The organism is Fibrella forsythiae, assembly GCF_017353175.1.
Lineage (GTDB): Bacteria > Bacteroidota > Bacteroidia > Cytophagales > Spirosomataceae > Fibrella > Fibrella forsythiae.
In genome coordinates, this window is the sequence record NZ_JAFMYW010000002.1 from 430,915 (window position 1) to 446,498 (window position 15,584).

Here is a 15,584-nt window from a genome sequence, read left to right on the forward strand (position 1 = left end):
TTTTTTTTCTGTGCAACGCCTGGTAGCGTAGCCAGACAGGTTAAAAACAAAAGCAGTAGACGATTCACAAGCAAAATACTCAGGTTGATATTCGTCAACGAAAGTACGCCCGCTAATCGGTCTACCGACCTATACGGACTGCTTACGGCGAATATATATACGCTGACGGGCTCAGCTTAGTATGAACGGGTCATCCTGGATCGTTAATCAGGGCTTAGTCGCCCGGCTCCACCAGGCTGATTAAGAAAAATTAATCTAATCCTAAGTTCCGCCTTACTTTCTCCCCCTACTATTGGTTAGTAAAGGTTCATAGTCCAGCTGTCAACCGATCTCGCCAATATGAAAAAACCGCTACTCTTTTTTCTTTCCCTCATTTTTCTGGGCTTCTGCTCGGCAAGCGCGCTGGCCCAGTCTCCTTCCTTTATATCGGGGCGGGTGCTGGGTTATCTGTCCAATCGAATTGGCGACTACGATGGGCTTCGGCTACGCACAGGAGCGACTGAAATTCACCTTTTTTTCCCGCCCCATACAGCCGCTAAAGTTCGACAACTAGCTGGTGTCGGACAATTGGTAACTGTCGATGTAGAACCGGGCCACGGTAGACCAGAACATCCCAGGGCTGGCTTCGGCCACCCGGCTGAGGCTGTTGGGTCGGTTGTGCTGGCCTATCGGTTAAATCAGGTACGTAACGTCAGGTCCGGCGCTTTGCTGCAACTGTGGAATCTGCCGCCGCCGCCGCCCCAATCTGGCCGATTAGTACAGACAGAAGGTCGGCTGGTTGGGGATAGGCACGACGAAAACGGCCAGTTGGTCGCTCTGCTTACTGACAAATATCTGGTTGAACTTAAACCCCACCAGGCGGAACAGATCAGTTCGCTGCTCGAGGGGGTTCAGCGGCTGGGCGTTGCTGGTTATGAACGGACAACAGACGGTTTCGTCAATCAAACGGGTCTCCCAGTGCTACATCCTACTGCCTTGACAATACGTGGACAAACTTTTGCGCTCTGATGAAAATCCTATTGATCGACGACGAAGAAAAACTAGTCATTCACTTGCAAAAAGGCCTTCGTCAGGCTGGTTATTCGGTGGATACCGCCCTCTCAGCTGCCGTTGGACTTGAGCAGGCAGCCGTGGGTGGGTATGACTTGATCCTGCTGGATCTGATGTTACCCGGAACGACTGGCTTCGATGTACTACGCACCCTGCGGGAATTTGGTATTAATGTGCCGGTTATGATTTTAAGTGCGCTGAACCAGTCTCAACACGTAGTGCGGGGGCTGGATCTGGGCGCGGTTGATTACCTTCGAAAACCCTTTGAACTGGATGAGCTGCTGGCTCGTATCCGCACCGTACAACGTGGTCAGGCGGGTAGTCGGGTGGCCGTTTGGCGCGTGGGCGACCTACTCATGGATTTGGCTAGCCGTCAGGTCAGCCGGGCCGGGCAGCTTATTGCGTTAACGCCCCGCGAGTATCAGTTGCTGGAACAACTGATGCGCCATGCCGGCCGGGTAATCACCAAAGCTCAACTGACCGAAAAAGTCTGGGAATCCGACTTTGACCGGGGTAGTAATGTGGTGGAGGTATACATTCATCAGCTCCGTAAAAAGATTGATCGGGGCTACGCCACGCCACTGCTCGAGACGGTCGTTGGGGTCGGCTATCGGCTACGGGGCTCTCTCGAGATTAACTAATCGGTATTCAACCAGCACCCACCTGTTTTTATGTCTGTATTGCGTCCGGTCCGTAGCATTCGTCTGAAAATAGGGCTGGTGTTCGGCGTCACCTTCTTTTTGGGATTTGCCGGGGCGGCCCTTTACGTATTCAACCGGGTCAAAGAGGTGCTGATTCAGCAGGATATTCGGTCGTTGACCCAGCGGGCAGCCAGCCTGTCGGAGCGAACGTCTATTTATCCGCTGGTTATTCCGCTACCAGAGCGGGGTGAAGTGCTGTTGCTCTGGTACACCACCGGTCGATTCAAAAAGCGGTTGTACATATCCCCCCGATTTCCTGGCCAGGGTGCGGGGCCGTCAGGTAGGGCAACTGCCCCGTCAGACACCTTTCAACTCGCTCGCTTTGTTCGCCAGACCACTGACGGGTATGGCCAGCTAACCACAGTTGTTGGGCGTAGCAACCGACCGCTGGCCCGGCAGTTGCAACAGATTGGCTGGCTGCTTACCGTTACGTTGCTGATGAGCATGACTTTGTCGGGGCTAGGTGCCTGGTGGCTCAGTGGCTGGCTGCTTCGGCCCTTGCGTACGATCATCGACTCCGCCCGTTCCGTCAACCGGGCGGAACAGGTAACGCCTATACCCACCCCCAAGACGGGCGATGAATTGCAGGAACTGGCTGAGACCATCAACGACATGCTGGCCCGGATTCGTCAGGCTGTTGATACCCAGCATAATTTTTTTGCAGCTGCTTCACACGAACTACGGACCCCTTTGAGTATTCTGCGTACCGAAATGGAGGTGGCTCAGCGAGAAACGATCAGCGACCGCGAACGGCTTTTTCTGGCCAGTCACCTGGCTGAGCTACGCCGGTTAAGTCGTTTAGTTGATGATCTACTGGCCATGAGCCAGCTCCGGGCAGGTACGTTACAACTCAGAGCTGAGCGTATTGAACTGGATGATTTGACCTTGCTGCTCACCGAACGATATCATGCCCCGATTAACCAGCGACAGTTGTATCTGGCGGTCCGGTTTGATGATACGGCGTTGTCACTAACGATTCTGGCTGACCAGGATAAACTGACCAATGTGCTGTTGAACCTGCTGGATAACGCGGTTAAATACGCAACACCCAACACTCAGCTTGACCTTACTATCCTTCAGCAAGATGAAACCATTGTCTGGTCGATCGCCAACCAAACGGTTTCTGCCGTGCCTGACCCAAGCCGACTTGCCCGCGAGTTTTATCAGGCCGATGCCCGGCAGGATGGGTATGGGCTAGGTTTATGGATTAGCCATCAGGTGGTTCGGCTCATGGGGGGAATCATCACCGTGGCGGCAGAAGAAGGCTTTTTCCGGGTGGAGATACGCTTCAAAAGCCAGCCAGGCCAACCTCCCGCTGGAGATAGACCTGACTGGTACCCTGGGTGAACAACTAGCCTCTGGCTTCAGCCATCAGCAGTTCGCCGGTAGCCGAGAAACGGAGTTTGTACAGTTGCTGCCCAACGGCTATATCGATCATGTACTGGCCCGTTGTACTCATTGGCGGCGTATGCAGGTCCGCTACCAGGTAGGTATACCCACTAAAGTTGGTTTGCAGGTACGTTGTGATGGCCGACGGCAACTGGGTGGCATCCAGAATCAACTGATGGTTGGCCGGCGCTACCGACGTCATTGTGCCCGAGACCGGTGTGCTCGGACCACCTGGCTTAGGCGCTGGCCCTACAGGACCACCCACGAGCGTACCTGATACCGGCGGAGTTGGCCCACCAACGGCGGTGCCCGATGCCGGGCCGCCAATGGCTGGTCCCGCTGGGCCCACTGGTGTTACCAATGCGCCGCTCGTATTGAAGTGCAGGACAACAGGCTGATTGTTGCTGAACAGCTTGACATCATAGGTGGTGGTTCCATCGTGTACATGCTGTTCGGCCCATCCGTAGGTGTAGGTGGAATAGGTACTGCTCAGCGCCGTTTTTACCGCATCTGGCAGGTTCGTGCGCGAGAGATAGCTGACGGAATGTGTCGTGGTCAGGCTGCCGGGTGCGGTGTGCGCATCGCGAAAATTACCTGAGCCGTCGAAATGAACGTCAACCCGCTGGTTGTTCGACAAAATCTGCACCCGATACTCCTGGACCGATCCGTTGATTTGCATTGACTCGGCCAACACCAATTGATAACCTGCGTAGGTTTTTCCCAGGTAACTGCTGACTGAAGCCGGTAATTGAGCGGCAGTTAGCCGCGTAATGACTTCGCCACGAGGGCCAGCGGGGCGGGTAGTCAAGGCGCCGTTGGTGTCGAAGAAATAATCGACAGGTACGCCATTTTGCAGCACCGTTACCTTCGTTCCCCAGTAGGTTGTTGCACCCGGCTGGCTCATCTTCTCCACTTTGATCAGCGTGTAACCTGAAACGTTCTGGTCCAGGTAAGACTTTACGTTTGCGGGTAGGGTTGCCGTGGGTAGGCCCACCAAACTGGCTCCCGCCCGGGCCCCGAAAAGAACGCTGCTTTCGACGGCCTGCGTCTGCTCCGGAATTAATGCGTTTTTGCTACAGCTGGCTGTGAGCATGGTCACCAGGATGGCGACGGACAAAAGGGTTCGTTTCATTAGTTTTCTATGGTTAACAAACCAAAGTTGCCGCCCACAGATGAGGATAGGCTTAAGATACTATTAATTCTAACTGCCCCTTGCCGACGCCGGTTGGTCTGCCATTTTACCGTTTCACCGATGGTCTGACAATCTCATTGAGCAGAATGGTCAGGTCGTTGTTCATAAGCCGTAGCTCGGTTTCCAGCTGGCCAAGCATGGCTGCCCGGACGGTTAATTCTTCGGCGGTGTATGTATCGCCGTCGCCAAAATAGGCGATCTCCCGGTGCTTGTGTTTCCTGGAGTTGCCCGCCTTTTCATCCAGCGAAACCAGTAACTCCCAGCGACTGTGCAGGGCGTCGGCCAGCGATTGACTGTTGTCCGTCTGGGGTTTTGTGAGGTAATACCAGACCAGCGGGGGGAAAACGGTTGATGTACCGGTATGAGTCCAGATTTCGCGCAGTGGATTGCGTGGGTGACTGTACTCGGCTCGGGGCGGTTTTTGTCGTAACGCCAGCACGCCCAGTCCGCCTTCACCTACGCCACCGGCAATATGAAACCAGTCTGCAGTTAGATGCTGCTCGTGCAAATTCAGCAGGCTGGCCCCGATAACGGCTACAGCCCCAATAGTGATGGCACTAATTGTCATGCGCTTTTCGCGACTGTTTTCCCGGCGGGTGAGTAGGGTAGCCGTCAACGTAGCCCGTTTGCTGTCGCAATCGACCAGCGCCGCTGCGGTGGCGATATCGAAGTTGGCCAGTTGAAGCTGATCCGTCAGTTTCTGCCGCAAAGCCAGATACCGGAGAGAGGTTGGCTGATCTGTCTGTTGGTGCTGTTCAAGCTGAGTCATTTGTACCAACAGGTTGGTAAGTCCTACCGCCTGCGCCATACGAAGACCACGATCGCCGTAGCGTCGCCGGAGTAACGAATCGTCTGCTGAACCCGGCACCAGATTGGTGGGGTGAAATACATAGCCCGACGTGCCACTGGAGTCAATATGGCAGTTGTCGCTGGCGACTCGCTTCAGCGTAGACATGGCCTGTCTGTTTGATAAGCAGCCGCTCAGCGTAGCCACGAGCAAGAGGCCAAAAGTGCTGACCCAGGGTAGATAAGAACGTTGTGTAAGCATGATGTTAAATCAGGAGCGTATCCAGGATAAAAAAGGTATAGGTAAAAACGGGCTATACGCCAGCGTACCACCGGTTAGTAATTGACCATTTCGTAGAGTACCGACTCAAAGGCGCTGGCATCTACGCTGAAGCCGCCCCGAAATGGATTGTCCATGGCGGCCGTCAGAAATAAAAGTGAGCCCAGGAGCAGGGCGATCAGCGCCGTTAACGCCACTTGATGAACGATGTCATCGGAGACAAAAAACCAGGAAATGGCCACGTTGATCAACGCCCCCAGCACAATTACCCACCATAGTAAGGTGGGTAAATTAGCCTGATCACCCCGCAGTCGCAGGCGATGGGCAATCAGCAGTTCGTTGAGTTGATTGATGGCCTCTTCATGAACAACCCGAAGCCGGGGCGTGGGAGGCACAAAGTCGAACAGGTGGTTTTTGAACGAACGCAACACTTTACTGCTTTCCTGAGGCACTTCACCTCGATTATGAGCAGGCCAGTCCTGGTGAATGACCGACCGCACGTACTCTTTCAGTTCCTGCTGATAAATCTGGCGATAGGCCGGGGGGTAGGTAGCCATGTCCTGATACAGGGCGGCTGTAATGGTTGCTTCGTTATCTACCTGCGCCGACAGAGCCTGGAAATTACTCCATACACCAGCAGCCACCAGCCCTAGCAATATACCGTAAACGACGCCGGAAGATCCAAGGAAATAACTCACCAGGTCATTGTGTTCAGGGTAGGAGGTAACGTGGGATTTTACCCACGGACGAAGCCCTACCAGGCCAGCCAGCGAAAACAAGAGCGTTGTTCCGCAACAAAAAATAAAAAACAACCAGTTGGGTAAAGCGTATATCCAATCCACGGTGGAAACGGGTTAGTCAGGCTTGCGCAGGCCGCGCCGAGGCGTTGACGGCGAAAAAGAAGCTAGGTTTCGGACGTAACCTGACGTCCCTGCCGACTCGTTTCCGGCACTAAAGACCAGAGTACTACCAGCGCAACAACGGCAATGGCTGCCAGCGTCAGAAACGCAACATTGTAGCTCGTTCGCTGTAATAAACTGCCCGCAAAGGCATTGCTGAGCGACGACCCCAGGCCAACTGCCGTAGCGATGGCTCCTTGCGTGGTATTGAATAAACCTGTACCAGTGGTCAAATCTGACACGATCAGGATGGCCAATACGCCGAAGATGCCCGCGCCGATGCCATCCAGGAGCTGAATGGCGACCAGCAATGTTGGGTCAACGGTTAAGGTGTAGAGCAAGCCGCGAATGGGCAATACCGCAAAGGCAATGAGCAGCAGTCGCTTGCGTCCCTTTGGCGCTAGTTTTCCGGTGAAATAGCTTGTAGGTATCATCACGAACTGCGCCACGATAATGCAGGCCGACATGTAGGCTGACGATGCACCAGCGCTGGTGCCCTGAGCCAGCCGCTGACCTAACAGCGGCAGCATGGCCGCGTTGGCGAAATGGAACAAAACGCAGGCCAGGGCAAAAAACAGGATTGAGCGATTGCTCAGAATGGCCCGGAGGCCTGTAGGTTTGGTATCGTCAGGCTCCTTTTCGTCTTCTGATCCTTTGCCCCGCGCCAGCTGGTGATCAATATCCTTCTCCCGAATCTTCCAGATGGAAACACTGCTCAACAAAGACATTACCGCCAACAAGACGAATATGCCTTCCGTGCGCAGGTAGTAACCAATCAGGCCGGCCATAACGGCGGCAAAAACGTTTCCGGCATGGTTAAGCGTCTCATTACGCCCCACCCGTGCGTCGAGGGCTTTAGGGCCAACCATCCCCAGGGTCAGGGCCGCAATGGCAGGCGTAAACCAGGCCGCAGCAACACCCATCATAGCTTGTCCCCCCAGAATAACGCCGTAGCGGGGCCAGGTGATGGTCAGTAAAGCCGCCGTGGCGATCAGTAGTGACGCAACAATAGAATAAATCCGCTTCCGCCGCGTACGGTCAACCAGCGCCCCGGCGGGTGTTTGGGTTACCACGGTGGCAATACCCATCACTGACATGGCAATGCCAATATCCTGAGCGGTCCAGTGAAGGGTAGTCAGTAGATAGATGGCCAGGTACGGCCCCAGTCCATCGCGGACATCGGCTAGGAAAAAGTTAGCCGCATCCAGGGCGCGAAGACTGGTTGGGCTCGCTTTGGGCGTCGGTATTCTAGGCTGTACGTCTACCATAGCTCAGGAAGCGAAGAAGTGATGACAGACGCCATTTGAAGTGAGGCCGAAGCAACATGGTGCCCGCGAATCGCCGGTGCATCCAGTAAACTAGTAGTAAAAGCTGAGTTCATAAACAGTTGAGAATTAATAGAATTGGATAAGCGTGTACTAACCGATGAGTGATCGTCGACGGTTTAAAGCTGTAGCGTCTGTTCGGCTGGCGAAGCAAAAGGGCTGGTCAGTTAGAGACCCGATAGAGCTTGATTTTTAGCGTGACGGAATTTGTCTTGAGAGCGAAGCTATCAGCTTGAGTTAAGGACGTGATGAAGAAAAGATTAATTTGTCTTAAGCACCGAGATGCCCTGGTCAACAACCTCGTCGACTAGCTGTTGGTAGAGAGCCCATTAGATATAAAGGTGATAGAGCCAGATCGTCATCAGGGTAATTAGCAGGGGAATGGTCATCACCAGCGCGCCAAGTTTAAGAAAGGTGTAGGCGCTTACCTTCAGCCCTTCCCGCCGCAAGGCGACCAGCCACAATATCGTGGCCAGTGATCCCGTAACCGATAAATTGGGCCCGAGGTCGATGCCAATCAGGATGGCACTTTTAATCACCTCAGGTACGTGTCCGGCCTGCACTACCGTACCTGCAATCAGACCGGCTGGTAGGTTATTGACCAGGTTACAGGCCAGAGCTACCCCGATGCCACTGCTCCAGGTCGTTGCACTAACAGAACGTGCCGTGCTGGTTTGCAGCAGCGCCGTTAATTCCTGGATAAGTCCCGTTTTTGTCAACGCTTCAACCAGGACAAACAACCCTGCTACCAGAGGGAGTACCGACCAGGAGACATCTTTAATCACCGCCCAGGGATTCTTCTTGGCTCGAATCAGTACCAGTACTGATGTGAGTATACCGGTAACCGCCGTCGGTAGCCCCAACGGAATATCAAGCGACGATGCAATGAGGAGAACAAGTGCCGTAACACCGATGCCTATGATAGCCAGCCTCCCGCCAGGCAACAGGGCTGGAATGGTAATAACTGGTTCGATCGATTCAGTCAGCGCTGTCCGTTGTGTAAACCGCAGTATCCCATAGGTAGCCGCGATAGATACGACCGAGGGTAGGGTATACTGAGCCAGCCAGGAAAGCAGGGGCGGTAAATGAGTGCCGTAGATGACCAGATTGGCTGGATTGGATATTGGCAGGACGAACGAAGCTGCGTTTGCAATGAAAGCGCAGATGTACAGGTAGGGCAATGGGTTGTTGACTTTGGCTGATCTGACGGCTGCGGCTACGGCAGGTGTAAGAACCACAGCCGTGGCGTCATTAGACAGAAAGGCCGTAACGACGATACCCACCAGGTAAATCAGGCCAAAAAGACGACTGGCTGACCCTCTGGCGCGCCTGGTTGCATGAGCCGCCAGCCAATCGAATAGTTTTTCTGACCGGGCAGTTTCTGCCAGCAACATCATCCCCGTCAGGAACAGGTACACGTCCGTTCCTTTAGCAACGCCCAACAGGCTTTCTGCGGGTGTGATCAAGCCTGATACAAGCAGCATAACGGCACCCAATACCGCCCAAAGAAATTCGGGCGTTTTGAAAGGCCGAAGGATGACCCCCGCAATGGATAAGAAGCAGATGATCCAGATAGAAATAGAACTCATACAAATGGGTTGGGTCTGTACGCCAAATAGCCTCGCCTGTGAACGGGTGTTTTTGGCCGAAAAGGGGCAACACAGAGTAAGTCGGTACCGAACAACATGGCATATAGCTCCGGGCAAATGGTAAAAAATCATGCCATAGCGATGTGATGAGCTAACCGCCTGTCAATCAGATGTTGATATGTTTGGCAAGGGAATTACCTAACTTGTTGTGTAGAACGTTATACGCATTATGAGCGAATTGGCACCACTTACAGGGTTACCAACCGAATGGAGTGCATGAAATGGCTAAGTAGGTTTACCGGCTATCGTCGAATACAGCCAGTTTTGACTGATCAGGACAGTTTGTATGATTGACGCCGTTTATGAGTGGCTTTGGTCGGCAAAGGGTAGAAGCTGCGATTCTTTGTTAAGCGTTCAGGCAGGCAATCACGCAAAAAGCTGCTTTATCCAGGCGACTCCAAACGCGGATTTGCCCAGATAAAGCAGCTTTTTATGTGTAATAAAAGCGTAAAGCAGGTGCAGCTCAGTACAGCACCCAGGTGTCTTTACCGCCGCCGCCCTGCGAGGAGTTCACGACCAGTGATCCTTTGCGAAGGGCTACGCGGGTGAGGCCACCGGGAATGACGTTGATCTGATCGCCGTATAGGATATAGGGCCGTAGGTCAACGTGACGCCCTTCCGCCTGCCCGTCGATGAGGCAGGGAACGCGGGATAGCGAGATAGTCGGCTGGGCAATGTAATTACGCGGGTTCTCCTTGATTTTCTTCCGGAACAGGTCATGATCCTTCTTGGTGGCTTTAGGGCCGATCAACATGCCGTAACCGCCCGCTTCGTTGGCTTCTTTCACTACCAGATCGGCAATGTTATCAAGCACATACTGCCGGTCTTCATCTTCACCACAGATGTACGTTTTTACATTTTGAATCAGTGGTTTTTCACCCAGGTAATACTCGATGATCCTGGGTATGTAGGCATACACCACTTTGTCGTCGGCCACGCCGGTACCGGGTGCATTGGCCAGTGCGACGCGCCCCTTTTTGAATACCTCGAAAATGCCCGGTACACCAATCAGCGAATCAGGATTAAAGGTTTTCGGGTCCAGGAACGTATCGTCGATACGGCGATAGATAACGTCAACGATCTGGAAGCCCTTCGTTGTGCGCATCTTAACGTACCCACCCGATACCACCAGATCGCGCGCATCCACTAGTTCGACGCCCATTTGCTGGGCCAGGTACGAATGTTCGAAATAGGCCGAATTATAGACGCCGGGCGTCAATACTACTACCGTTGGGTTGGGCCGGTCGGCAATATGCTGAAGCATTTGCAGTAGCCGCGTGGGGTAATCTGATACGGGCCGGACGCCCGTGTTGGCCAGCACTTCGGGAAACGTCTGCTTGGTCAGTTCACGGTTTTCCAGCATATATGATACCCCCGACGGACAGCGCAGGTTGTCTTCCAGTACCATAAACTCGCCATCATCGCCGCGGATCAGGTCAGTACCGGTAATGTGGCACCAGATATCTTTCGGAGGCCGAACTCCCAGGCAGGGGGTCAGAAAGCACTTACTCGATTCAATCAGTTCGCGCGGTACAACACCGTCATTCAATACCCGCTGTTCATTATAAATGTCATGAATGAACATGTTCAGCGCCTTGATTCGCTGAATCAGGCCCTTCTCCATCTGGTCCCACTCGGCCGCTTCAATAATGCGCGGAATGATATCGATGGGCATAATCCGTTCGGTGCCTTCGCCTTCAGAATAAACGTTGAAGGTAATTCCCATGCTCATCAAGGCCCGATCAGCAGCCTGTTGGCGGCTGGTCATATCGTGCCGGGTCAGTTGCTCTACCCGTTTCCGGAAAGGAACGTACCCATGACGAACCTTCCCGTTTGCCCCAAACATTTCGTCGAAGAAATTATCGGTCTGATAGTCGTTGAATGAGAAACCGGCTGAAGCAGTACTCTGAGTCTGGTTCATGCCATTGAGCGACTGACGTTGTTTCATACTAGTGGGGTCAATTGGTTGATCTGGCAAACAAGATAGCAACCAAAGCCATCAAATGCAGACTTGTAGTGGGGAGACACAACGAAATCGGCAAATTTTCATGAACTGGTGCCCGTAGGTAGTGCTTATTAATTGCCAGAAGTAGCGTTTTTGCAAAATAATCTACGGACGTAGCGAAGTATCGCCTATCAGTTGCGGGTGAACCTGCAACTGATGTACTCCCAACGAAGAACGGGCTTTACTGACCAACACGAGTGTTAGTGAGCAAAGCCCGTTCTTCATTGAGGAGTAGCTTTTTCAGGAACTACCTTGGCCGACGGCCGCCGCCTCCGGCTGGTGTAGTTGTTGCCGGCGTGGCAGCTGGTTGCTGCTGGCCACCGTTGTCGCCGCCACCGCCGTCTTTCACGTCATCGTTGTTAACCGACCGTTTGCGGCGGTTTCCCCCGTCGAAGCTAAGTTTACCAAACCGGTAGCTGAACGTCGCTCGGATACCCGCGTTGAACAGGTTCTGAATGCTTTCCTGCGAGAATACCACCGAACTCGACTCAGACCGCTGGGTAAAGGGGTGGTTGAAAATGTTTTCGCCAGCAATACCGAAGCTACCCCGCTTCTCATCAAATTCATGCCGCACACCGAAGCTGTAGAACATGAACCCGCCCTGATAGCCTTGTAGCAGGATCTGGCGACCTCGGGCAAACATATTGGCCTGAACGCCCCAGTTGTTTTTTAGTTGTAAACTGGCAAAGAGCCGTCCCGAAACCACGAAGCCGGAGTTGCTGGCCCGAAGCGCCAAGTTGGGGCTATTATTTGTTAAGGTCGAATAATAGACGTCGCCGCCGCCGCCTAACTGGAGCTTAGAGAATAGCGTAGCGTTACCAAACAGGTTGATCCCGTACGAGTTTTGCTGACCAATGTTTGCGTAAGTAGTCCGCAATACCTGTTGATAAACTGGATTGGTAACGTCGCCAAAATTCTGGTTGAGTGTGTCACGCACGCTCTCAATCGAGTTGTTGGTGAAGCGTGAGAACAGCGATATGTTCAGGTAAACCGATTTAATGTTGGTACTGGTGCTGAACTCAACATTATCGGTTAGTTCGGGGCTCAGTGATGGGTTACCCACCACGATATTTAACGGGTTGGCGGCGTTGACGTTGGGATTCAGGAATTGAATGCCCGGCCGTTGTAGCCGACGGTTATAGGCCAGTTTTATTGTCTTGCCACTTTTCAGGGCCTTCGAGATGTTGATGCTTGGTACTAGGTTGCTGTAGTTCGGAATCGAATCCAGCCGACGATTTAGCAGGGCATCTTCGCCTGTAGTCGTGCGTAGCCGTGCGTTGATAGCCGTATGCTCATAACGCGTCCCGATCTTCAGCGTATATTTACTGAGGGTCGTCATCGTATATGAGATGTAGCCAGCTACCACGTCCTGGTCATAGTCGAGCCCGTTGGGCTGACGATTGGGGTTGTTTGAGTAAGCGCCATTTTCGCCGGAAGCTATCAGGTAAGCGTAGTCGCTGCGTACCTGACGTAAAATACCCTTACCACCCATCTCCAGCAGTTGATTCGTTTTAAGCGGGGTTTGGTAATCAACCTGGAACGTTGACTCCTGATTGCGGCTTGTGTTATCATTTCGCTCGCGGCTCAGAATGCTCTGACTGGTAGCGGGATCCAGAATGTTGGCGACGAAATTGTTTGTCCGGTTGTTCTGGCTGAACAGCGTCAGAATACTCAATTCCTGTTGAGGCTTATACGTTTTGGTGAAATCAAGGTTCACATCTACAGTACCCGATAAGTCCTTGACATCGACATCACGTACGCCCGTCCCAATAACTGAATTTGATAATACATTACTGCTGATAGTGGTCAGGTTATTCTGGAAATTCATCTGGTTCCGTGCCCCATAGCGAACGCTGGCTGTCAGGGCCGTCGTTTTGTTGATGTCGTAATCCCAGCCCAGTTGATACTGGCCAAACAAACCCTGGTTCAGAGTATTGGCTGTTTGGGTGGTTGATACGTTGCCGGTTCTCTGGCGATTCTCGAAACTACCCCGCACATTATAGTTGGCCCGGCCAAAACCGTTCAGTGAGAAGCCCATTTTACCGGTACGCAAGTTGCCCTGCAAGCCCAGGTTAGCCCCTCGGTTCCCCACGCCCGAGTCGAGGTTTAGGGTAAAGCCCTGGAGGTTGTTTTTCTTGGTGATGATGTTGATGATACCGGCTGAACCTTCCGCATCGTACTTAGCCGAGGGGCTGGTAATCACCTCTACGCTCTTGATCATGTCGGCCGGAATCTGCTTCAACGCATCGGCCACGCTGCTGGCGACAATCGTACTGGGTTTGTTATTAATCAACACACGTACATTGCTGCTACCCCGTAAGCTAACGTTGCCATCGAGATCGACGGTGAGCAAGGGAACTTTGCGCATGATATCCGTGGCGTCACCACCTTTCGATGTCAAATCACGCTCGGCGTTGTAGACCAACCGGTCAACTTTTTCTTCAACGATGGCAGCCTGCCCCGTCACAACCACTTCTTTCAGGTTGCGAACTTCAGGCGCCAGCGAAATTGAGCCCAGATTGACGTCGGCTCCACGAGCCTCGACCACAACGCGGGGTACAATCTGATTGCGATAGCCAACAAAAGATACCAGCAATCGGAACGTACCTGAGGCCACCCGGGTCATCGTGAACTTGCCTTGGGCATCGCAGACCGCACCATCAATGGGGCGGTTGGTCGCGATATTGACCAGCGCAACCGACGCGAACTCGACGGGTTGCTTGGTTAATGAGTCGAGCACAATGCCAGATACCCTGCCATTGCCACGAGGAACATCTTCCGGACCAGCTACACCCTGGGTTGGCGGTGCCTGCTGTGGCTGACCGTTACCAAAGCCCGGACTGGCTGGCGTAGCAGGCGGCAAACCAGTTGTCGACATGGTTCCTGTTGGTGTGCCAACGGTAGCCGGAGCGCCCGTAGTACTCATTGGCAGCGCGGTCGTTCCAGTGCTCATACTGGCCGGAGCTGCTGAGACAGCCTGCCGCCTTGTGCTGTCGGTAATGGTTGTATCAACCCCGGGAAGGCCGGAGATTGGCGACCCTGCCGATGGCAGGCCAATAACCGTAGGCTCAGCAGCTACCGGGGCCGTTGTTCCGCTGGCGGGTGTTGTTGATGATGGTTGTGTCTGCGCCCGGGCGTTTTGCAGATGAAGGGTACCTAAACAAATCCCAAGTAATGCAGTAAGTATTCTCTTTTTCATGAAAGTTGGTTGTAACGTCGAGTAGAGGCAACAGGCTACTAATCACATAACTAAATAGATAGGAAAGCGGCTTGTGTGTTGCGCGGAAACGGGCGAAACTGCAAAGGTAAAGCCGGTTTGTGCCGACGAATAGCCTGATCTACACATTGAATCCATTCTTTACGGAGTGGCCCATTAGTTGGATGAGCGGTCATTTTAGGCCACCAAACCGCTTGCATTGCTCAGTTCCGGATAGGTGAATGGCGCCAATACCTCGGGTACGTTGGTCGATTCTGTCCGCGACGTAATGCGTTTACTGATCGACTGGCTGTGCATTTGTTTGGCTGGGTACGTTGTCGACAGCAAATGCAGGGCATCGCGTTCAGTCAGGTCCTCGTGTAGCCAGGTACGTTCGGCGTCGGGTGTGAGCACGCAGGGCATTCGTTTTTTCTCATTGTGCACCGCCGCCAGCAGCGAATTTGCATCGGTAGTCAGGAGCGAAAATGTGGTGATAATTTCGCCGCTGTCCGGGTCGGCCCATTCGTCCCACAGGCCGGCAATGCTGGTGATGGGTTGGTCGGTGGTGAGGTAAAAGGGGTACTTCATCTTGCCGTTGGTGTGCCATTCGAAGAAACCCGTGACAGGAATAAGGCAGCGTTTTGCCTGTTTGGCTGCCTGCCGGAACGACGGTTTCTCGTAGATCGTTTCCGACCGGGCGTTGATGGTCTGGGTACGTAGTTTATCCGCGTCTGCTTTCGATTTCACCCAGTGCGGAATCAATCCCCAGCGGATGGCCCTGAACTGATCGGGTTGCTGATGGGTAAGAACCGGATAGGCCGGAAAGCTGTATGCGTTGATATGATACGTTGGTGCAAAGTCAATTGCAGGCGGCATGGTCGCGTCGAATCGGGCTTCAAGCGCAGTCGCATCGGCTACTAAGGAAGTATGAAAACACATAGGCAATGAACAGTTGACAGTTATCAATGAACAGTTATCCGTGAGTAAGGTTATTTAACTGTGGCCTACGGTCGTTAGCGTAGCCACTGATAACTAATAACTGTTCATTGGTAACTGTTTTTTGCACCATTTGCCGGTTACGGTGTTATTTTAATAATAAGAGTCGTAGACGG

11 protein-coding genes are annotated in these 15,584 nt (G+C 53.2%); 3 read left to right on the forward strand and 8 right to left on the reverse strand.

The annotated features are described in order from the left end of the window. Nucleotides 1-339: 339 nt before the first annotated feature. The 3 genes from J2I46_RS07750 to J2I46_RS07760 are packed head-to-tail and all read left to right on the forward strand — an operon-like array spanning nucleotide 340 to nucleotide 3,098. Nucleotides 340-1,008, forward strand: coding sequence for a hypothetical protein (locus J2I46_RS07750; protein ID WP_207328436.1), 669 nt, complete (start codon nucleotides 340-342; stop codon nucleotides 1,006-1,008). Next, nucleotides 1,008-1,691 (forward strand): response regulator transcription factor, encoded by a 684-nt coding sequence (locus tag J2I46_RS07755; protein WP_207328437.1) that lies wholly within the window; start codon nucleotides 1,008-1,010, stop codon nucleotides 1,689-1,691. Before J2I46_RS07750 ends, J2I46_RS07755 begins: the two co-directional genes overlap by 1 nt. A gap of 30 nt (nucleotides 1,692-1,721) precedes the next feature. Continuing rightward, nucleotides 1,722-3,098: a sensor histidine kinase gene (locus J2I46_RS07760; protein ID WP_207328438.1), complete on the forward strand. Its 1,377-nt coding sequence runs from the start codon at nucleotides 1,722-1,724 to the stop codon at nucleotides 3,096-3,098. A gap of 4 nt (nucleotides 3,099-3,102) precedes the next feature. Here the strand turns inward: J2I46_RS07760 and J2I46_RS07765 are convergent, their stop codons facing one another. The 8 genes from J2I46_RS07765 to J2I46_RS07800 all read right to left on the reverse strand — a co-directional run bounded on the left by J2I46_RS07765 (nucleotide 3,103) and on the right by J2I46_RS07800 (nucleotide 15,411). Beyond that, nucleotides 3,103-4,272, reverse strand: coding sequence for a PepSY-like domain-containing protein (locus J2I46_RS07765; RefSeq protein ID WP_207328439.1), 1,170 nt, complete (start codon nucleotides 4,270-4,272; stop codon nucleotides 3,103-3,105). 106 nt (nucleotides 4,273-4,378) lie between these two features. After that, nucleotides 4,379-5,380 carry a hypothetical protein gene (locus J2I46_RS07770; RefSeq protein WP_229379651.1) on the reverse strand — a complete coding sequence of 334 codons (1,002 nt, stop codon included), beginning with the start codon at nucleotides 5,378-5,380 and terminating at the stop codon, nucleotides 4,379-4,381. Nucleotides 5,381-5,454: 74 nt separating this feature from the next. After that, nucleotides 5,455-6,240, reverse strand: coding sequence for a bestrophin-like domain (locus tag J2I46_RS07775; RefSeq protein ID WP_207328440.1), 786 nt, complete (start codon nucleotides 6,238-6,240; stop codon nucleotides 5,455-5,457). A gap of 62 nt (nucleotides 6,241-6,302) precedes the next feature. Continuing rightward, entirely contained in the window at nucleotides 6,303-7,565 is a 1,263-nt protein-coding gene (locus J2I46_RS07780) for an MFS transporter (protein ID WP_207328441.1), read from the reverse strand. Nucleotides 7,566-7,951: 386 nt separating this feature from the next. Next, nucleotides 7,952-9,211: an arsenic transporter gene (locus tag J2I46_RS07785; protein ID WP_207328442.1), complete on the reverse strand. Its 1,260-nt coding sequence runs from the start codon at nucleotides 9,209-9,211 to the stop codon at nucleotides 7,952-7,954. Nucleotides 9,212-9,734: 523 nt separating this feature from the next. Continuing rightward, nucleotides 9,735-11,219 (reverse strand): circularly permuted type 2 ATP-grasp protein, encoded by a 1,485-nt coding sequence (locus J2I46_RS07790; protein WP_207328443.1) that lies wholly within the window; start codon nucleotides 11,217-11,219, stop codon nucleotides 9,735-9,737. A gap of 304 nt (nucleotides 11,220-11,523) precedes the next feature. After that, nucleotides 11,524-14,475, reverse strand: coding sequence for a TonB-dependent receptor (locus tag J2I46_RS07795; RefSeq protein ID WP_229379652.1), 2,952 nt, complete (start codon nucleotides 14,473-14,475; stop codon nucleotides 11,524-11,526). A 195-nt stretch (nucleotides 14,476-14,670) separates the two neighbouring features. Then, nucleotides 14,671-15,411 carry an SOS response-associated peptidase gene (locus J2I46_RS07800; RefSeq protein WP_207328444.1) on the reverse strand — a complete coding sequence of 247 codons (741 nt, stop codon included), beginning with the start codon at nucleotides 15,409-15,411 and terminating at the stop codon, nucleotides 14,671-14,673. Nucleotides 15,412-15,584 lie beyond the last annotated feature (173 nt).